Source organism: Streptomyces sp. NPDC001410 (assembly GCF_042895235.1).
In the GTDB taxonomy this organism is placed as follows: Bacteria; Actinomycetota; Actinomycetes; order Streptomycetales; family Streptomycetaceae; genus Streptomyces.
Genome location: NZ_JBIAWE010000015.1, coordinates 44,094 through 61,307 on the forward strand (window position 1 = coordinate 44,094; position 17,214 = coordinate 61,307).

The following is a 17,214-nucleotide window of genomic DNA, read 5'->3' on the forward strand; positions in this document are numbered from 1 at the left end:
GCCCCTTCTCCCCGTACGTCGGCCGTCAGACGCCGACCGTCTCCACGACCTCGACCTCTGCCTCGACCTCTTCGTCGACCGCCGCTTCGGCCTTCTGCCGGGCCGCATCCGCGCTCGGTGCGGGTTCGGCAAGAGCGGCTCTCTGCCTAGCCACCCGGGCCTGCTCGTACGTGGCAGCGATCGCGGTCACCGCGAGGCCGACGAGCAGCCAGACCACGAGCGTCCATACGTTGCGTGCGAGGCCGTCGTCACCGAAGTACAGCAGGCTGCGGACGCCCTCGACGAAGCCGGCGCCGTTCCAGAAGGCGTGCAGGGTGCCGAAGAAACCGTTCTGCAGCTCGGGCCGGAACAGGCCGCCGGAGCTGGTGAAGTTGAGCATCACGAACAGCACCATCATCGTCAGCGTGGTCCACCGCTTGAGGAAGGTGTGCAGGCCGACGCCGATGAAGAGGATGCCCGCCGAGTAGAGCCACGCCATGCCCCACAGGCTCGCGAGGCCGTGGTGGGCGAGGTGGAACACCGGCCCGGCGAGCAGGGCGCCGATGGCGCTGACCACGGCGGAGACACCGAGCGCGAGCAGCGCCCGTATCCGCATCGGGAGCGTGGCACCCGCGGCGCCGAGGGCGGCGACCGAGGCGTAGGAGCCGATACTGAGCGCGATCAGCAGGAAGAACAGGCCCTGGCCGGTGGGGTCGTCGGCGACCGGCGCGGCCACGTCGGTGACCTTGAGCGGGACGCCCTCCTTCGCGGCGACCGGCGTGAAGACCTTCTCGACGGCCGTGGCGCCCATGTCGGAGGCGGCGGTGGCCACCAGCAGCTCGGGCGCTCTGGTGCTCGGCACATAGGCGCCGGTGACGTCCCGGGACTTCAGCAGGTCGACGGCGGCGGCGCGGGTGGCGACGGTACGGACGTCGAGCTTGTCCCCGGCGGTGTCCTTGACGGTCTGCGCGAACACCTTTGCCTGGGGTCCGGCGCCGACGACGGCGACGGGCAGGTGGTTCGGCTCCGGGGTCACGAAGGCTCCCATGTACGCGAGCCCCATGCCCAGACACATCAGCAGCGGGGTGATCAGGTGCGTGAGCACATGGCGGAGCGCTGGTGACCTCATCGGGCGCGACCTCCAATAGTTGGCTTATACAACTTTCGCTTTAAGTTGTACTATACAACTAGAACGGCGGAGGAGGTATTCCGGTGACAGCAGCGGAGACGGCGATCGAGACCATCCAGCGCGAGATGACGACCTTCGCCCGCCGGGCCCGGGCCTCGGCGGGACGTATGCATCCCGAGCTGTCGCTCGTGTCGTACACCCTCCTCGGCCACCTGGAGGAGAGCAGCGGCTGCCGGGCCACCGACCTGGCCGCGCACTACGCCCTGGACAAGTCCACGGTCAGCCGGCAGGTGGCCGCGCTGGAGCGGGCCGGGCTCATCGAGCGGCGCCTGGACCCGGAGGACCACCGGGTCCAGGTACTGCACCTGACCGAGGCCGGCCAGGAGATCCTCGCGCAGGTCACCCGGAGCCGCCGGACTGCCTTCCGGGAGCGGCTCGCCGGCTGGGCCGAGGAGGACCTGACCCGCTTCGCGGCCTACCTGGAGCGGTACAACGCCGGTCCGTCCGGGGCCGACTCGGACTGAGGGCCGGTCACGGCACCGGTACGGCGGCCCGGCCGTCCGACAGGTGCTCGGGGGCCAGGGCCCCGAGGAACGCCGTGCGGCGGCGGAGCCGGAAGCCGAGGGACTCGTACAGCCGGATGGCGTTGGCGTTCCGGGCGCTGGCGTGCAGGAACGGGGTCTCGCCGCGCTCCCGTATGCCGTGCGCGACCGCGAGGATCAGACGGGTGGCCAGGCCCTCGCCACGGAAGGCCGGGTCGGTGCAGACCGCGCTGATCTCGGTCCAGCCCGGCGGGTGCAGCCGCTCCCCCGCCATCGCGATCAGGGTGCCCTCGCGGCGGATGCCCAGGTAGGTGCCCATCTCGATGGTGCGCGGCAGGAAGGGGCCGGGCTGGGCGCGTGCCACGAGTTCGAGCATCTCGGGTACGTCCGCCGGGCCGAGGCGGACCGCCTCCGCGTCCGGTGCGGCGGCCAGGCCCTCGTCCACGAGCTGCACGCCCTCGACGTGGAAGGTCACCTCCCAGCCGTCCGGCACCTCCCCGCAATAGCCGGCCAACGGCACCTCGGTGCCGGGGCCCGCCAGCGCGGCGAGGTCCGCCCAGTCGTCCGCGTCCGGCTCACTGGGCAGGGCCGACCACGGGGAGACGTCCAGCGGGTAGCGCAGCACGCGACCGCGCCGCTCGGCGAAGTGGGCGTGCGGGCCGGTCAGGGAGGCGAGGGCGGGGTTGTCGAGGACGTGCGGGCTCGTCGTCACCTCGCCAGAGACGGTGCCCGTGCCGGTTCCGCTGCCGATGCCGGTACTGGTGGCGGCACGGGGGCCGATCAGGTCGCTCATGCGTTCACCTCTATCACGATCTTGCCCCGGGCGTGCCCGTCCTCGACGGTGCGCAGGGCCTCCTCGGCCCGGTCGAGCGGGAAGGTGCGGGTGACGTGCGGGATCAAAGCTCCGCGCAGGACGAGGTCGGCCACCGTCTGCAGGACGGCGGCGGTGCGGGCGCGGGCGACCCGGGAGCCGCCCAGCTCGGCGACGGTCTCGGGCGGGGCCCCCGCGGTGACCAGCCTGGTCCGGTCGGTGAGCAGGGTGGCCGCCTCGGCGAGCGTCTCGCCGCCCACCATGTCGTACACCGCGTCGATGCCCTCGGGCGTGACGGCCCGCACGCGCTCGGCGAGGCCCGGGCCCCCGGGCACGTGCACGGCGCCGAGCGACTCCACGAACTCCTTCTTGCCCTCGCTCGCCACGCCCACGACCTTCGCTCCGAAGGCGCGGGCGATCTGGACGGCCGCGGTACCGACGCCGCCGCCCGCGCCCGTCACCAGCAGGGTCGCGCCCTCGGGCAGTTCGAGCCGGCGGACGCCGTCGTAGGCGGTGGCCGCGGCGACCGGCAGGGTTGCGGCGTCGGCGAAGGACAGCCCGGCGGGCTTGTGCGCGGTCTGGTCGGCGCGCAGCAGGGCGTACTCGGCGTATCCGCCGTCGACGGTGTTGCCGAACACCGCGTCGCCGACGGCGAACCCGGTCACATCGGCGCCGACCTCTTCGACGACTCCGGCGGCCTCGCTGCCGAAGACCGCGGGAAAGACGTGTTCGGCGCTCTCGCCGGGGCGGCGGAAACCGCCCCGCAGTTTCCAGTCGACGGGGTTCACTCCCGCCGCCCGGACGGCGATCATCAGCCGACCGGGGCCGGGGGTCGGCCGTTCCACGTCGGTCAGCGCCTCGGTCTCCGGGCCGCCGTACCGCGTGAAGACGTACGCCTCGGGCATCGTCTTTCCTCGCTTCCCTCGCGCTGTCACCGGCGCACCGGCCGGCACTCAGCGCCAAGGAGCAGCACGGGGCGGCTATTCCCGGCCCTGCGCAGAGTTCGTACGGCCGCAAGGGCCGGGGCACTGACCTGGGACGGAGCACCCGTGGCGACAGCGTACGGTTGAACCATGAACGTCACCCGAGGCTTCACGGGTCGCCCGCGCGTCACCGATCCAGGGCTGCCACCGGGGCAGTACGACGTCGGGGACGACTGGCCCGTCCTGTCCGCCGAGGTCACCCCCGACCTCACGCCCGCCGACTGGTCCTTCCGCATCGACGGACTGGTGGAGCGGCCGCACACCTGGGACTGGGAGCAGGCGCACGCCCTGCCCGCCTCCTCGTACACGGGTGACATCCACTGTGTGACCAGCTGGTCGAAGTTCGGGGTGCGGTTCGGCGGTGTCTCGTTGGACACGTTCTTCGATGTGGTCCGGCCCCATGTGTCCGCCACCCATGCGATCGCCTACTCGCACACCGGCTACACCGCGAACCTGCCGCTCGCCGACCTCACCGGCGGGCGCGCCTGGATCGCCTGGGAGTACGACGGCGAGCCGCTCGCACCCGAGCACGGCGGCCCGGCGCGGCTGCTGGTGCCGCACCTGTACTTCTGGAAGAGCGCCAAGTGGATCGTCGGCATCACGCTCCTCGACCACGACGAGCCGGGTTTCTGGGAGCGCAACGGCTACCACGAGCGGGGCAACCCGTGGGAGGAACAGCGGTACTCCGGTGACTGAGACGACGGCGACCACGGACTTCACTCCCGCGACCCGCTTCGCCGTGCCCGGCCGCATCGCCGTGAGCAACCAGACGGCGTCGGTGTGGCAGACGGCCACCCTGACGGAGATCCGGCGCGAGACCCCGCACGCGGCCACGTTCCGGCTCGCGGTGCCGGACTGGACGGGGCATCTGCCCGGGCAGCATCTGATGCTGCGGCTGACCGCGGAGGACGGCTATGCGGCCCAGCGCCACTACTCGATCGCGTCCGCACCGGACGACTTCGGCCATATCGAGCTGACGCTGGACCATGTGCCGGGCGGTGAGGTCTCGGGCTGGTTCCACACGGTGGCCAGGCCCGGTGACACGGTCGAGGTGCGGGGCCCGCTGAGCGGCTTCTTCGCCTGGCCGGGTGACCGGCCCGCTCTGCTGCTGGGGGCCGGTTCCGGGGTCGTACCGCTGATGTCGATGGTGCGGCACCACCGGGCGCGGGACCTCGCCCTGCCGCTGCGGATGCTGGTGTCGGCGCGCAGCCCCGAGGAGCTGATCTACGCCGGGGAGTTGGGCGGGGAGACGACGGCCGTGTTCACGCGCAGCGCGCCCACGGGAGTGCCGGTGGGTCGTATGGCTGCTGCACATGTGGCGCCACTCCTGGCCGAGCAGCCTCCGGGTGGGTGGGAGGCCTATGTGTGCGGCTCCAACGGGTTCGCGGAGCACGCCTCCCGCCTGTTGGTCGAGGCGGGCCAGCCGGTCGAGCGCATCCGTATCGAGCGCTTCGGCTAGGGATCGAACGCTTCCGCTTCGGCCGGGGAACGTTCGCTCCGGCCAGGGCAAGCCCTGGGCGCGCGGGTCCCGTGCGCGGCCGCTCGCGCTGTCTCGGGGCGCGTGCCGCATGCCGTGCTCCATGAGGGCTTGAAGTCGCGGTAGGCGGCGTGAGCCGAGGTGCGCCGTACGGGGTACGAGACCGGTGTGGACGCTCGTGTGCGGCGGCGGGAGCGGACGACCGGTGACCCGGCTCGCCCGGCCCTCCGGCTCCGGCAGGGAGGTGGACATGCGTACCCAGGTGCGTGGCTGGCGCTGGCGGCGCAATCCGCTGCGGCGCCGCTCGGACGTCATCGAGGCGTGGGCCGTACTCGTCGTCACCGTCCTGCTGTTCGTGGTCACGCCCCTGGCCGGGGTGGCGGCGGGCCTGCGCGCCCATGAGCAGGCGCGCTCGCTCGCGGCGTCGCAGCGGGCCGAGCGGCGTCAGGTGCAGGCCGTGGTGGTCGCCAACACGCCCGAGCGGCTGCCCACGGAGCAGGGCGACCGTGATCATCCCTACCGTGCCCGGGTCCGCTGGACCGAGCCGGGCAAGGGGACGCGAACCGTGATGGCCCGCGTCCCGGCGGGGACCCGGGCCGGTGACCCGGTGACCGTGTGGTTCGACGCCCAGGGCCGCAGTGTCGCCCCGCCGCCGGACGAGTTCGCGGTCTGGCAGCACACGATCACGGTCGGCGTGTGCGTGACGGGCGGTGCGGCGGCCGTGGTCCTCTTCGGGCACGCGCTGGAGCGCCGGTTCGCGCTGCGCCACCGGCTGGCCGAGTGGGAGCGGGAATGGGCGCGCACGGGACCGAAGTGGACCCAGCCGAGGACCTGACCGGCCGGTGACCCGACCACCGGACCCCCGGCGATCGCCCCACCGGGCCCTCGCAGCAAGCGATTTCGCGCCCTTGGCCAGCGCGGCGACCGCGGGCGAGGGGCCACCCACCGAGTCCGTGCCCGGCACAGGCCTGGCGAGTCATCCGATCACCCACGTACGGTGAGAGCGCAGTCTTCCTTCACGCTCCCTCCGCAAAGGCGGTTGCCGATGGCCCTGTTCGACCTCCCGATCGACGAACTCCGTGCGTACCGCAGCGAGTCCGGGGCGCCCGAGGACTTCAACGCGTTCTGGGACAAGACGCTCCAGGAGGCCCGCGAGCACGCTCTGGACGCCCGCTTCGAGCCGGTGGACACCGGGCTGTCCACGGTGCAGGTGTACGACGTCACGTTCGCCGGGTTCGGCGGTCACCCGGTCAAGGGATGGCTGCGGCTGCCGGCCGATGCCACCGAACCGCTGCCGCTGGTCGTGGAGTTCATCGGCTACGGCGGCGGACGCGGCCTCGCGCACGAGAAGCTGCTGTGGGCGTCCACGGGGCGGGCGCACTTCGTGATGGACACCCGCGGGCAGGGCAGCGCGTGGGGCGGCGGGGGCGGCACCGCGGACCCGGTGGGTGCCGCGCCCGCGTATCCCGGGTTCATGACGCGGGGCATCGACGCGCCCGAAAACTACTACTACCGGCGCGTGTTCACGGACGCCGTGCGCGCGGTGGAGGCCGCCCGTGCGCATCCGCTGACCGACGCGGCGCGGACCGTGGTGATCGGCGAGAGCCAGGGCGGCGGCATCGCACTGGCCGTCGGCGGGCTGCTGCCCGACCTGGTCGCGGTCGCCCCGGACGTGCCGTTCCTGTGCGACTTCCCGCGCGCGACGACACTGACGGAGCGTCACCCGTACCGGGAGATAGGCCTGTTCCTGAAGACGCACCGGGGCCGCGCGGCGGACGTGCTGCGCACCCTCTCCTACTTCGACGGCGTGCACTTCGCGGCCCGCGGCCGGGCCCCGGCCCTCTTCTCGGCGGCGCTGGAGGACCAGACCTGCCCGCCGTCGACCGTGTTCGCCGCGTTCAACGCCTGGGCGCACGAGGACAAGGCGATCGAGGTGTACGACTTCAACGACCATGAGGGCGGCGGGCCGTTCCAGGAGGAGCGGAAACTGCGCTGGCTGAGGTCGTACGCCTGAGGAGACGGGCAGAAAGGGCGGGGGCATGGAGACACAGGAGGCCGCCGAGCGGTTCGTCCGGGTCTGGGAGCGGGCCTGGGCCGCGCATGACGTGGACGCGCTGGTCGAGTTGTACGCCGAGGACTGCGTGCACCGGTCGATGCCGTTCCGCGAGCCGCACCGGGGGCGGGACCAGCTGGCCGCGTATCTACGCTGGTCGTTCGCCGAGGAACGGGTGACCGACGTACGGTTCTCCGCGCCCCTGGTGGGTCCGGGCCGGATCGCGGTGGCGGAGTTCCGGGTGCTGGGCGAGGAGGGCGGTGCCCGCGTCGCCCTGGCGGGCTGCGTGTTCGCGCGGTTCGACGAGGAGGGGCGGGCCGTGGAGACCCGCGACTACTGGCACACCGCCGAGGGTCACCAGGAGCCGGCGGGCCGGCTGTTCCTCCTCTGATCTCCGCTCCTCGCCCTTTTCAGCCACTCGCCGCTCGCCGTGATCCCCGTGACACCGGGATCACGCGGGTGGGTTTCGGCCTAACCGGCAGGACACTCTTCCCTCGTGGTTTAGACCAATGCTAGATCTGGTCGCGCAATGAGCCCGCACGGCTACGTCTTGTCACCAACAGGAGGCGCGGCATGGCCCGCACCACCCCGCACGACCCCCCGCAGACCGACGCCAGACCCCTGTACTGGCAGATCGCGTCGCTGCTCCTCGACGACCTGCACGACGGCACCGTTCCGCCCGGCGAGCGGCTGCCCGGCGAGCGACATCTGGCCCAGCGCTACGGGGTCAGCCGGGAGACCGTCCGGCAGGCGCTCGAGGTGCTGCGCCGCGACGGTCTGGTCGCCACCGACCGGCGGGGCAGCCATGCCACGCTGCCCGGCCGCCCGGTCGAGGACCCGGTCTCGCTCACCTTCCCGGTCGGCGCCCGCCCGGCGGACCTGGGCGCGGCGGACCGGGCGACGGTGATCTGGGAGGCGCCGCCGCCGCAGCACGCCGAGGCGCTGGGCCTGGCCCCGCACCGGCCGACGCTGGTGCACCGCTACCGGTCGGCCACGCCCGACGGCCGGTCGCTGCGTACGGCGGTGACGTCGTTCTCGGCCGTGGCGCTGGCCGAGGTCGCGGAGCTGGGCCGCTACCGCGACCGGGCCGACGGGGCCACTCCCGCGCAGCTGCGCCGGGCCTACGACTGGATGCGCAAGGCCGGTCTGACCCTGCACCACCGGGACTCGATCACCCAGGTCGGCGACGCCGCCTCGGTCCGGGTGACCCGGCGGGTGCACGACCAGTACGCGCGCCCGCTGGAGATCACCGATCTGGTGGTGAACGCCGAACAGGACGCACTGGTCTACGAGTTCACGCTGCCGGCGGCGGGGTAACCCCGTCGGCCCTGCGCGCCGACACCAGCCGGACGCGGGGGCTGCCGTCGCCGCGTCGCCCGAACTCGGGCAGCGCGTGCAGGTCGACCGTGAAGCCCGCGCGCGTCAACTCCCCGAGGACGTCGCCGAGTCGGAAGGCCCGGTAGTACATGACGAAGGGCGGTCGCCACAGGGCGTTGCGCACCCGCATCACCGCGTCGAAGCCGAACAGCATCCAGAACGCGGGGCTGGACGGGCGGGGCGGGGCGAGGACCGGGAAGGCGAACCGGCCGCCCGGCCGCAGCGCCGAGTGGACCTGGGTGAACAGGCCGGGCAGCTCGCGGGGCAGGAAGTGGCCGAACGCCCCGAAGCTGACCACGAGGTCGAAGGCAGCAGTGAACGGCAGGGCCCGGGCATCGGCGCGCACCCAGGCGACGCCCGGCCCCTGTGCCGCCGCCGAGAGCCCCGCGCTCGCGGCCCGGCGCCGGGCGACGTCGAGCATGCCGGCGCTGAAGTCGACGCCGGTGACGCTGCGCCGGCACAGCCCGGCCAGGACGTCCGTTCCGGCGCCGGTGCCGCAGCACAGGTCGAGGCCGTCCTCGAAGGGGCCGAGCGGACCGAGCGCCTTCGCCACCGAGTCCAGCACCGCGTCGGGTGTCCGGAAGGGGGTGTGGTCGAACTTCGGGGCCAGCAGGTCGTAGCCGTGCTCGACGGACGACAGCGCCTGGACGGCTAGCTCACGGAGCGTGGGGCCTTCGGGGCTGAACATCCCGTCAGCCTAGGCGCTCACGCGACTGTGGACACGCCTCCCGCAGCTGACTACTCTCATCCGCAGCTATTCATCTAATTGACTATGCGAGGTGATCCGATGCGCGCGTTCCGCGAGGCGGTCGAGGCGGGAGACCTGGCGGCCGTCGAGGCGCTGCTGGCCGACGACGTCGTCTTCACCAGCCCGGTCGTCTTCAAGCCGTACCCGGGCAAGGCCATCACCGCGGCGATCCTGCGCGGGGTCTTCCAGGTGTTCGAGGACTTCCGGTACGTCCGTGAGATCGGCGCCCCGGACGCCTCCGACCACGCGCTGGTCTTCACGGCCCGGGTGGGCGACCGGCAGCTGACCGGCTGCGACTTCCTGCATGTGAACGAGGACGGGCTGATCGACGACTTCATGGTCATGGTCCGTCCGCTGTCGGGCGCCCAGGCCCTCGCCGAGGCCATGGGCGCGCGGTTCGACCAGATCGTGAAGGAGGCGGAGGCGCGGTCCGCCTGAGCGGTGCGGCTCCGCCCCCCGGCGGTTCTGGCGATCTGAGGGTCAGCCCTTCAACTGCTCAAGCGTCGCCTTGGTGTCCGTCTTCAGCCAGTCGGACACGTCGGTGAGCGCGGGCGGGGTCTTGTCCTGGCCGTAGGAGCTGAGGTAGGCGCTGTAGCTCATCGTGTACGTCACCCAGCCGTCGCGTACGGCGAGGGTGGCGTAACGGGAGCCGCTGGTGGAGCCGCTCGTGGTGTCCTGGCTGACCAGGTAGGCCTCGTCGCCGATGCCCTTGACCGGGCTGACGTCGTAACCCGTGTGGCTGTCGCCGTAGTTCTTCCAGGTGGCGGTGAACTCCGGCCCGGGGTCGGTCTTCCGGTGCAGGTCCACCTGCATGGACAGGTAGGCGTCCGCGTAGCTGGAGCCGGTCTTCTTCAGACTCAGGCTGCAGTAACTCTCGTCCAGCGCCTTGTCCTTGAGGGAGTTGTGCGTCGAGGAGGAGTCGGTCTCGGGGTACTCGTCCTTGAAGGACGAGTAGTCCCCGCCCGAGCACATGTTGGAGGGCGCCGAGTAGCCGCGCAGGTCCGCGCTGTCGCCCATGCCGCCGAGCAGGAACACACCGGCCGCCCACGCGACGGAGGCGACGGCCGCGCCGACGGCGAGCCACAGCACGGCACGCCCGGCACCACCGCCGCCACCGGACGGCGGGGCGGGCACCGGGCCGTACTGGGGCGGCTGTGCGTAGGGGTTCCCCGGCACCCCCGGCTGCGGCGGGGCCGGCTGTCCGACCAGCGTGGGCTGCGCGTAGAAGTTCCCCGACGGGGGAGACTGCGGGTTCGGGTAGGGGTAGGCCGTCGGCTGCGGCGGGACCGCCGGCTGCGGGCCGGGCTGTCCGGGCTGCGGCGCGGGCCGGTCGGCCGGCTGTGGGGGCTGCGGTGGCGTGGACATGTCGTGACGATAGTGGACGGTTGGTGGTCAAGTCCCCTGACGTCCGGGATCGTTACGGTGTGGGGACATCTGGTGCGGGTTCCACTGGTATACGGCTCGGCCGCCCAGGTGCACGGGAAGTGCGCGGACGCTGTTGCGCGTACGGCGTTGGTGATCAGGTTGAGGGTGGTCTCGTGGCCATCGATGATCATCAGGACCAGGGTGCCGATGAGTTCCTGCCGGCTGAGCCGGTCGCCGTCCTCGTCGCGGGCGGGGTGTTCGGTCTTGGCGGCAGCTATCCCGGCCAGGACGGCGACCAGTTCCCGGTTGGCGGCGACCGCCTCGTCCGGTTCGATGTCGGTGGCCACGACCTGGCTGGACAGGTGGTGCAGCCGATCGCGGAACTCGGTGTCCACGCCGAGGAGTTCGCTGATGACGCCCCTGGGCAGGGGCAGCGCGAAGTGGGTCACACAGATCGGCGACCTCGTCGCCCCGTCCGCACCACCGGGAATGGCTCGCGCCGTTGACGTGTTGGACGGATCGCAGCCGTACCGCGCCATCGAGTGGTACCGTGCATTCAGCACCTGTGTACGCCCCTTTGTGGGCGCCGGTGCCAGTTTTCCTCTCCGCGCTGATCCGTCCGCCGTTTCCCGGCGCAGGCGCGTCAGCTTCTCGGCACCGCCTCGGACCGAGGTGTCGTTTCCGCCGCCCGGAGGCACGTACGCCCTCCCGTTCTGCGGCTTCCTCCCCCCTTCCTCATGTCTTCCGTCCGTGAAAGGACCACCCATGACCACCACACTCGAACCCCCTCACGTGGACCAGCAGGCCCCGGCCACCCGCACCGTCACCGGTGTCCTCGACATCGACGCGCACGGGAAGGGGCATCTGCGGGCCGTGAACTGCCTGTCCTCCCCCGCCGATCCGCAGGTCCCCGCCGCGCTGGTGCGCAGGCACGGCCTGCGCAAGGGCGACCTCGTCGAGGGCGTCCGCGGGGCGCAGCGCGCACTCACCGAGGTCACGCACGTCAACGGCCGCGACCCGGGCGCACTCCGTGGCCGCCGCCACTTCCGGGACCTCACCCCGCTCCACCCGCACGAGCGCATCCGCCTGGAACACCCGGCGGCCGGTCTCGCCGGACGGGTCACCGACCTGTTCGCACCGGTCGGCAAGGGCCAGCGCGGGCTGATCGTGGCCCCGCCGAAGACCGGCAAGACCGTGCTGCTCCAGCAGATCGCGGCCGCCGTCGCCGGCAACCACCCCGAGTGCCGCCTGATGGTCGTCCTGCTGGACGAGCGTCCCGAGGAGGTCACCGAGATGCGCCGCTCGGTGCGCGGCGAGGTCTACGCCTCCACGTTCGACCGGGCGGCCAAGGAGCACATCGCCCTCGCGGAACTGGTCGTCGAGCGGGCCAAGCGGCTCGTCGAGGACGGCGAGGACGTCGTCATCCTGCTGGACTCCCTGACCCGGCTGTGCCGGGCCCACAACAACGCCTCCGCCGCCGGCGGGCGCACCCTGAGCGGCGGTGTCGACGCGGGCGCCCTGCTCGGCCCCAAGCGGTTCTTCGGCGCCGCCCGCCAGGCCGAGGAGGGCGGCTCGCTCACCATCCTCGCCACCGTCCTGGTGGACACCGGCTCCCGTGCCGACGGCTACTTCTTCGAGGAGCTGAAGAGCACGGGCAACATGGAGCTGCGGCTCGACCGGGAACTCGCCGCCCGCCGTCTCTTCCCCGCCGTGGACATCGACCCCACGGGCACCCGGCGCGAGGAACTCCTGCTCACCCCCGCCGAGTTGACGGCCACTCGGGGCCTGCGCCGGGCGCTGCGCTCCCGGGAGGGCGGGCCGGCCAACCTGGAGACCCTGCTGGAGCGGCTGCGGGACACCCCCGACAACGCCGCCTTCCTGCGCCGCGTCCAGCCGACCCTGCCCACGGCCTGAGGCCGTCCCGGAATGCGGCATCCGGGTGCTCCGGTGGCCCGTCCGGCCCCGGCAGCGCGCTCGGCGACCCTCCAGTTCCTACGTTGATCATATGATCACCGGATTCTCTTGTCGGGCGGTGTCGTCGGCCTGCGCCCTGTGCGTCGCGGGCGTGCTGGCCCTCGCGCCGGCCGCCGCCGCCACCGCACACCGCGCGGGGGATCCCGCACCGCCCGGACCGCGAGCGGCGGTGCCGAAGCCGTCCCTGCTCTACGGCTCCGGCACCCAGGTCAGACCGCACCGCGGCGCGCCCGAGCTGCCGGACGTCTCCGCGCTGTCCTGGCTGGTCGCCGACGCCGGCACCGGCGAGGTGCTGGCCGCGGGCGACGCCCACCGCAGGCTGCCGCCCGCCAGCACCCTGAAGACCCTGTTCGCGCTCACCGTGCTGCCGCGACTGCCCGCCACCATGCAGCACACCGTCCGGTACGAGGAGCTGGAGGACGTCGGCGAGGGCAGCAGCCTCGTGGGCGTCGAGGAGGGGCACAGCTACCGGGTGTCCGACCTGTGGCGCGGGGTCTTCCTCAGCTCGGGCAACGACGCGGTGCACGTGCTCGCCGCCCTGGGCGGCGGCTGGCACGCCACAGCCAGCCGGATGCAGGCCAGGGCCCGCACCCTCGGTGCCCTGGACACCCATGTCGTCTCCCCCGACGGCTACGACACCCCCGGCCAGGTGTCCTCGGCGTTCGACCTCGCGGTCTTCGGCCGGGAGGGACTGCGCAACCCCGACTTCGCCCGCTACTGCTCCACCGCCGAGGCCCAGTTCCCCGGCGACGGGACCCCGTACGCGATCGAGAACACCAACCGCCTGCTGACCGGCGAGGACGGCGTGGCGCGGTACCCGGGCCTGATCGGCGTCAAGAACGGCTACACCAGCAACGCGGGCAACACCCTCGTCGCCGCGGCCCGCCGGGGCGGGCGCACCCTCGTGGTGACGGTGATGAACCCTCAGGAGGGCGGTGGCTTCGCCGTGTACGAGGAGGCCCGCGCCCTGCTCGACTGGGGTTTCGCGGCGACCGGTCAGGTCGATCCGGTGGGCTCGCTGGACGGGCTGCGCGCCGGATCGGGACCGGCATCGACCACGGTCGCGGCCGCCACGTCCCCGGGGTCGGACGACGACGAGGACTGGTCGCCCGCCGCCGTCGCGGGTCTCGCCGGGCTCGGCGCGGGTGCGGTGTGGCTCGGGCTGCGGTCCAAGGGCGGCCGGGCCGAGCGCGGCTGACCGGTCGGCAGGCAAAGCAGCAGGCCCAGCGTGATCCAGGTGTAGATGTTGCTGCCGAGGAAGCCGTCGATGCCGGAGGAGTCCTCGAACCAGAGCCACACCACGCTGGTGCACAGCACCGCGTACAGGGCGCCCGCCGGCCGCGGGTGCCCGGCGCGCGCCAGCACCGCGAAGGACGGCAGCAGCCACACCAGGTGGTGCACCCAGGTGATCGGGCTGACCAGGCAGGCCGCGGCACCGGTGAGGGCGAAGGCGGCCGTCCAGTCGCCGGCCGCCACGGCCCGGCTCGCCCGCCACGCCCACACGCACAGCACCAGCAGGACCACCGCGGCCCACAGCGTGCGGTCCGGGTCGCCGAGCCGGGCCAGGACGCCCTGCAGCGACTGGTTGGAGACGTAGTCGAGGCGGCCGACCCGGTTGGTGTCCCAGAGCGCCTCGGTCCAGTAGAAGCGGGACGCACGGGGGTCCGCCCAGGCGGCAAGACCGGTCGCCGCGAGCGCCACGGCCGTGGCCACCCCGGCCGCCCGCCAGCGCCGGGCGAGCAGGAGCAGGCCGATGAACAGGGCGGGCGTGAGCTTCACGGCGGCGGCGAGCCCGATCCCGACGCCCGCCCAGCGGTCCCGGCCGGTCGTCAGCAGCCAGGCGTCGCCGAGCACCAGGGCCAGCAGGACCAGGTTCACCTGGCCGAAGCTGAAGGTGTCCCGCAGCGGCTCGAACAGCGCGAGCGCGCACAGGGCCAGCGCCCAGCGGAACCAGCCGTGCCGTCGCCAGCCGGGCCCGGCCAGGATGCGCAGGACCACCGCAAGGGCGGCCAGGTTCACCAGCAGGGAGGCCACGATCGCGGTGTGCCGGCCCATCGGGGCCAGCGGCAGCATGAGGAGCGCGGCGAACGGCGGATACGTGAAGCCGTACGTCGTCCCCGGCACCCGGTAGTCGTAGATCCGGCCGCCGTGGTGCACCCAGGTGTGCACAGCGCCGTAGTAGACGCGCAGGTCGAAGAAGTCCCGTAGCAGCGGCACGGTCGCCGTGAACACGGTCACCGCGGTGGCCAGGGCCAGCACGAGCAGCGCGCGACCCCGGTCCGTGCGTGGCAGCGTCGGCGCCGTCATGCCGTGCGTCCCGCCGCCGGAGCCTGGGCCGCCTGGTGGGCCTGCCACAGGACGACCACGCCGAGCAGCCCGCCCGAGACGGCGAGGACCAGTTGGCCGACGTCCGCCGGGCCGCCGCTGGGCAGCACGGCGAGGGCCAGGACACCGGCGAGGGCGGCCACCCGGTGCCGTACCGAGGTGCTGGGTGCGGCGGCCGCGATGAGGAACAGGCCCCACAGCACGTACCAGGGGCGGATCGCCGGGCCGAAGACGGCCACCGCGAGCAGGCTCAGGCCGAGCGCGTACACCGGTCGCAGGCGCAGCCGGAGCCATATCAGCACGATGGCCGCGGCGGTGGCCGCAAGACCCAGCAGATGCCAGACCGGTACGGCGAGCGGGGCCAGGTCGCTGCCGAGGCGGTCGAGCAGGGCTCCGGTGGCGCGGCCCAGCAGGCTGGTGAGCGCCCAGTTGTGCGGGGAGACGGGTGTGTCCAGGGCGCGGATCCAGCCGTAGCCGGTGCCGGCCACGGCGGTCGCGGCGACCGTGGTCGCCGCTGCGGCGGCCGCCGTCGTCAGGGTGGCCCACAGCGGGGTGCGGCGGGTGCGGATCTGCAGGACCACCACCGCGAGCAGGCCCAGCGCGGCGGGTGCCTTCACCAGGGCGGCCAGCGTGACGAGCACCGCCCCGAGGACGGGCCACCGGCCGCGGGCGGCGACCAGGCCGAGCCCGAGCAGCCCGAGCATGAGCGCGTCGTTGTGGGCGCCCGCGACCAGATGCAGCAGGACCAGCGGGTTGAGGGCGCCGAGCCACAGCGCGGCGGCCGGGTCGGCGCCGCTGTGCCGGGCGAGGCGGGGCAGGGCCGCCGCCATGAGGGCCACCCCGAGGACGGCGACCATGCGCATGCCGATCAGGCCCGCGGGCAGTTCGCCGCGGGTCAGGCCGGACAGCGCGGAGGCCAGCCACAGGAAGGCGGGGCCGTACGGGGCGGCCGTGTGCTGCCACACCGGGGCCACCTCGTCGGCCAGCGGGCCGCCGAGCTGGGCGGGGCCCTGGGCGTACACGTCCATGTGGGCGTCGACCATGGCGCCCTGGGCGAGGTAGCTGTAGACGTCCCGGCTGAACAGCGGGGGCGCGAGCAGCAACGGGGCCGCCCAGACGGCCAGGACCACCAACAGGGACCGCTGGGTGGGCGGTTGCGGGCCGCGCACCAGGCGGCCGAGGAGCACCCAGGCCGCTATCAGCAGGACGACACCGAAGTAGACCCCGACCAGCCCGAGCGCAGCCCGCGCGGACGCCGGGGCGAGGAGGTCCTCCACGGGCAGGGCGCCGGCCGTCTCACCGCCCAGAGCGAGAAAGGCGGTACCGGCCAGGCCCAGCACCTGGCAGCGGCGGAGATCGACGGGAAAAGCCATGGCCAACACTGGTTCAGCGTGTCAACGCGGGGTGGCCGGAAGGAGACACTCCACTCACCAACGGGCGGCCTGCACATGACCGGCGCGTGAGAACTGCTGCTCAGTACGGTGTGCAGGGGCCGGGCGAACACTCAGAACACGGACAGTCCGGTCAGCGTCGTGAACCGGTCCAGGGCCGCCACCCCCGCCACCGAGTTGCCGCGCTCGTCCAGCCCGGGGCTCCACACACACAGGGTGCAGCGACCCGGGACGACCGCGATGATGCCGCCGCCGACACCGCTCTTTCCGGGCAGGCCGACGCGGTAGGCGAAGTCACCGGCCGCGTCGTACGTCCCGCAGGTCAGCATGATCGCGTTGATCTGCTTGGCCTGGCTGCGGGTGAGCAGCCGGGTGCCGTCGGCGCAGATGCCGTGGCGGGCCAGGAAGGCGGTGGCGAGGGCCAGGTCGGCGCAGGAGGCGGCGATCGAGCACTGGCGGAAGTACTCGAAGAGCAGCGTCGGCACGGGGTTCTCGATGTTGCCGTACGACTTCATGAAGTGCGCCAGCGCCGCGTTGCGGTCACCGTGCGCGGTCTCGGAGGCGGCGATCTGCCGGTCGAAGTCCAGGTCCGGGTTGCCGCTTTCGGCACGCAGGAAGGCGAGCAGGGTGTCGGCCGCGTCTCCGGTACGAGTCTGGAGGCGGTCGGTGACGACGAGGGCGCCCGCGTTGATGAAAGGATTCCGCGGGATGCCGTTCTCGTACTCCAGCTGCACCAGGGAGTTGAACGGGTTGCCGGAGGGCTCGCGGCCCACGTGCTCCCAGAGTTCGTCGCCCTCGCGCGAAAGCTCCAGGGCGAGCGTGAAGACCTTGGTGATGGACTGCGTGGAGAACGGCTGCCGCCACTCCCCCACCCCGTACACCGTGCCGTCCAGCTCGGCGACCGCCATGCCGAAGCTGCGCGGATCGCGGGCCGCGAGGGCCGGGATGTAGTCGGCGGGACGCCCGCGGCCGGGCGTGCGCCCTATCTCCTCGGCAATGCGCTCCAGGACCGGCAGGAAGGTGAGGGACGACGTCGTTGTCATGATCACCATTGTGCCTC

At 72.8% G+C, this 17,214-nt stretch carries 18 protein-coding genes and 1 pseudogene; 11 read left to right on the top strand and 8 right to left on the bottom strand.

All coding sequences use genetic code 11. The features are described 5' to 3' along the window. Positions 1 to 25: 25 nt before the first annotated feature. Positions 26 to 1,108, bottom strand: coding sequence for a hypothetical protein (locus ACFY3C_RS30175; protein ID WP_390772998.1), 1,083 nt, complete (start codon positions 1,106 to 1,108; stop codon positions 26 to 28). A gap of 125 nt (positions 1,109 to 1,233) precedes the next feature. Between ACFY3C_RS30175 and ACFY3C_RS30180 the strand changes: the two genes are divergently transcribed. Beyond that, positions 1,234 to 1,632: a MarR family winged helix-turn-helix transcriptional regulator gene (locus tag ACFY3C_RS30180; protein WP_390773127.1), complete on the top strand. Its 399-nt coding sequence runs from the start codon at positions 1,234 to 1,236 to the stop codon at positions 1,630 to 1,632. A gap of 7 nt (positions 1,633 to 1,639) precedes the next feature. On the opposite strand, the gene ACFY3C_RS30185 is transcribed toward ACFY3C_RS30180, so the two are convergent. Together ACFY3C_RS30185 and ACFY3C_RS30190 are read right to left on the bottom strand one after the other, a co-directional pair. After that, positions 1,640 to 2,443 (bottom strand): GNAT family N-acetyltransferase, encoded by an 804-nt coding sequence (locus ACFY3C_RS30185; protein WP_390772999.1) that lies wholly within the window; start codon positions 2,441 to 2,443, stop codon positions 1,640 to 1,642. Beyond that, entirely contained in the window at positions 2,440 to 3,366 is a 927-nt protein-coding gene (locus ACFY3C_RS30190; RefSeq protein ID WP_390773000.1) for an NADP-dependent oxidoreductase, read from the bottom strand. Before ACFY3C_RS30190 ends, ACFY3C_RS30185 begins: the two co-directional genes overlap by 4 nt. 168 nt (positions 3,367 to 3,534) lie before the next feature. On the opposite strand from ACFY3C_RS30190, the gene ACFY3C_RS30195 reads away from it, so the two are divergent. The 6 genes from ACFY3C_RS30195 (at position 3,535) to ACFY3C_RS30220 (ending at position 8,291) form a co-directional block, all read left to right on the top strand. Then, positions 3,535 to 4,140 (top strand): sulfite oxidase-like oxidoreductase, encoded by a 606-nt coding sequence (locus ACFY3C_RS30195; protein ID WP_390773001.1) that lies wholly within the window; start codon positions 3,535 to 3,537, stop codon positions 4,138 to 4,140. Further along, on the top strand, positions 4,133 to 4,903 hold the full coding sequence (locus ACFY3C_RS30200; protein ID WP_390773002.1) for a ferredoxin reductase: 771 nt from the start codon (positions 4,133 to 4,135) through the stop codon (positions 4,901 to 4,903). Before ACFY3C_RS30195 ends, ACFY3C_RS30200 begins: the two co-directional genes overlap by 8 nt. A gap of 268 nt (positions 4,904 to 5,171) precedes the next feature. Further along, positions 5,172 to 5,756 carry a hypothetical protein gene (locus ACFY3C_RS30205; protein ID WP_390773003.1) on the top strand — a complete coding sequence of 195 codons (585 nt, stop codon included), beginning with the start codon at positions 5,172 to 5,174 and terminating at the stop codon, positions 5,754 to 5,756. A 210-nt stretch (positions 5,757 to 5,966) separates the two neighbouring features. Then, complete coding sequence (locus tag ACFY3C_RS30210; RefSeq protein WP_390773004.1) at positions 5,967 to 6,935, top strand: acetylxylan esterase; 969 nt, start codon at positions 5,967 to 5,969, stop codon at positions 6,933 to 6,935. A 25-nt stretch (positions 6,936 to 6,960) separates the two neighbouring features. Continuing rightward, the gene (locus tag ACFY3C_RS30215; protein ID WP_390773005.1) at positions 6,961 to 7,365 is read left to right on the top strand and encodes a nuclear transport factor 2 family protein; all 405 of its coding nucleotides are present in this window, start codon (positions 6,961 to 6,963) and stop codon (positions 7,363 to 7,365) included. 182 nt (positions 7,366 to 7,547) lie between these two features. Then, the gene (locus tag ACFY3C_RS30220; protein ID WP_390773006.1) at positions 7,548 to 8,291 is read left to right on the top strand and encodes a GntR family transcriptional regulator; all 744 of its coding nucleotides are present in this window, start codon (positions 7,548 to 7,550) and stop codon (positions 8,289 to 8,291) included. Here ACFY3C_RS30220 and ACFY3C_RS30225 read toward each other — a convergent pair. Continuing rightward, a complete protein-coding gene (locus ACFY3C_RS30225) occupies positions 8,269 to 9,039 on the bottom strand; it encodes a class I SAM-dependent methyltransferase (RefSeq protein ID WP_386575467.1) in 771 nt (256 codons plus the stop codon). The two genes, ACFY3C_RS30220 and ACFY3C_RS30225, sit on opposite strands and share 23 nt — an antisense overlap. Before the next feature lie 99 nt (positions 9,040 to 9,138). On the opposite strand from ACFY3C_RS30225, the gene ACFY3C_RS30230 reads away from it, so the two are divergent. Then, positions 9,139 to 9,537, top strand: a complete 399-nt coding sequence (locus tag ACFY3C_RS30230; RefSeq protein WP_386575466.1) for a nuclear transport factor 2 family protein — start codon at positions 9,139 to 9,141, stop codon at positions 9,535 to 9,537. Positions 9,538 to 9,579: 42 nt separating this feature from the next. On the opposite strand, the gene ACFY3C_RS30235 is transcribed toward ACFY3C_RS30230, so the two are convergent. Then, complete coding sequence (locus ACFY3C_RS30235; RefSeq protein WP_386575465.1) at positions 9,580 to 10,464, bottom strand: hypothetical protein; 885 nt, start codon at positions 10,462 to 10,464, stop codon at positions 9,580 to 9,582. Between the two features lie 173 nt (positions 10,465 to 10,637). Here ACFY3C_RS30235 and ACFY3C_RS30240 point away from each other — a divergent pair, with 173 nt between their 5' ends. From ACFY3C_RS30240 to ACFY3C_RS30250, 3 genes are all read left to right on the top strand, one after another. Next, entirely contained in the window at positions 10,638 to 10,970 is a 333-nt protein-coding gene (locus ACFY3C_RS30240; protein ID WP_390773007.1) for a hypothetical protein, read from the top strand. 259 nt (positions 10,971 to 11,229) lie between these two features. Beyond that, complete coding sequence (gene rho, locus ACFY3C_RS30245; protein WP_390773008.1) at positions 11,230 to 12,378, top strand: transcription termination factor Rho; 1,149 nt, start codon at positions 11,230 to 11,232, stop codon at positions 12,376 to 12,378. 91 nt (positions 12,379 to 12,469) lie between these two features. Beyond that, entirely contained in the window at positions 12,470 to 13,636 is a 1,167-nt protein-coding gene (locus ACFY3C_RS30250) for a D-alanyl-D-alanine carboxypeptidase family protein (RefSeq protein WP_390773009.1), read from the top strand. A 272-nt stretch (positions 13,637 to 13,908) separates the two neighbouring features. Here ACFY3C_RS30250 and ACFY3C_RS30255 read toward each other — a convergent pair. The 3 genes and pseudogenes from ACFY3C_RS30255 to ACFY3C_RS30265 all read right to left on the bottom strand — a co-directional run. Next, positions 13,909 to 14,745: pseudogene (locus ACFY3C_RS30255) on the bottom strand (glycosyltransferase family 87 protein); the annotation flags it as partial. Beyond that, positions 14,742 to 16,136 carry a polyprenol phosphomannose-dependent alpha 1,6 mannosyltransferase MptB gene (gene mptB / locus ACFY3C_RS30260; RefSeq protein ID WP_390773010.1) on the bottom strand — a complete coding sequence of 465 codons (1,395 nt, stop codon included), beginning with the start codon at positions 16,134 to 16,136 and terminating at the stop codon, positions 14,742 to 14,744. The gene mptB and the pseudogene ACFY3C_RS30255, both read right to left, overlap by 4 nt. Positions 16,137 to 16,267: 131 nt before the next feature. Next, entirely contained in the window at positions 16,268 to 17,206 is a 939-nt protein-coding gene (locus ACFY3C_RS30265) for a glutaminase (protein ID WP_386575460.1), read from the bottom strand. Positions 17,207 to 17,214: the final 8 nt, after the last annotated feature.

What these genes read in the sequence shown, in the direction of transcription:
- ACFY3C_RS30175 (WP_390772998.1), bottom strand. Translation starts at nt 1,108, where the DNA reads ATGAGGTCACCAGCGCTCCGCCATGTGCTCACGCACCTGATCACCCCG.
- ACFY3C_RS30180 (WP_390773127.1), top strand. Translation starts at nt 1,234, where the DNA reads ATGACGACCTTCGCCCGCCGGGCCCGGGCCTCGGCGGGACGTATGCAT.
- ACFY3C_RS30185 (WP_390772999.1), bottom strand. Translation starts at nt 2,443, where the DNA reads ATGAGCGACCTGATCGGCCCCCGTGCCGCCACCAGTACCGGCATCGGC.
- ACFY3C_RS30190 (WP_390773000.1), bottom strand. Translation starts at nt 3,366, where the DNA reads ATGCCCGAGGCGTACGTCTTCACGCGGTACGGCGGCCCGGAGACCGAG.
- ACFY3C_RS30195 (WP_390773001.1), top strand. Translation starts at nt 3,535, where the DNA reads ATGAACGTCACCCGAGGCTTCACGGGTCGCCCGCGCGTCACCGATCCA.
- ACFY3C_RS30205 (WP_390773003.1), top strand. Translation starts at nt 5,172, where the DNA reads ATGCGTACCCAGGTGCGTGGCTGGCGCTGGCGGCGCAATCCGCTGCGG.
- ACFY3C_RS30210 (WP_390773004.1), top strand. Translation starts at nt 5,967, where the DNA reads ATGGCCCTGTTCGACCTCCCGATCGACGAACTCCGTGCGTACCGCAGC.
- ACFY3C_RS30215 (WP_390773005.1), top strand. Translation starts at nt 6,961, where the DNA reads ATGGAGACACAGGAGGCCGCCGAGCGGTTCGTCCGGGTCTGGGAGCGG.
- ACFY3C_RS30220 (WP_390773006.1), top strand. Translation starts at nt 7,548, where the DNA reads ATGGCCCGCACCACCCCGCACGACCCCCCGCAGACCGACGCCAGACCC.
- ACFY3C_RS30225 (WP_386575467.1), bottom strand. Translation starts at nt 9,039, where the DNA reads ATGTTCAGCCCCGAAGGCCCCACGCTCCGTGAGCTAGCCGTCCAGGCG.
- ACFY3C_RS30230 (WP_386575466.1), top strand. Translation starts at nt 9,139, where the DNA reads ATGCGCGCGTTCCGCGAGGCGGTCGAGGCGGGAGACCTGGCGGCCGTC.
- ACFY3C_RS30235 (WP_386575465.1), bottom strand. Translation starts at nt 10,464, where the DNA reads ATGTCCACGCCACCGCAGCCCCCACAGCCGGCCGACCGGCCCGCGCCG.
- rho (WP_390773008.1), top strand. Translation starts at nt 11,230, where the DNA reads ATGACCACCACACTCGAACCCCCTCACGTGGACCAGCAGGCCCCGGCC.
- ACFY3C_RS30250 (WP_390773009.1), top strand. Translation starts at nt 12,470, where the DNA reads ATGATCACCGGATTCTCTTGTCGGGCGGTGTCGTCGGCCTGCGCCCTG.
- mptB (WP_390773010.1), bottom strand. Translation starts at nt 16,136, where the DNA reads ATGGCTTTTCCCGTCGATCTCCGCCGCTGCCAGGTGCTGGGCCTGGCC.
- ACFY3C_RS30265 (WP_386575460.1), bottom strand. Translation starts at nt 17,206, where the DNA reads ATGGTGATCATGACAACGACGTCGTCCCTCACCTTCCTGCCGGTCCTG.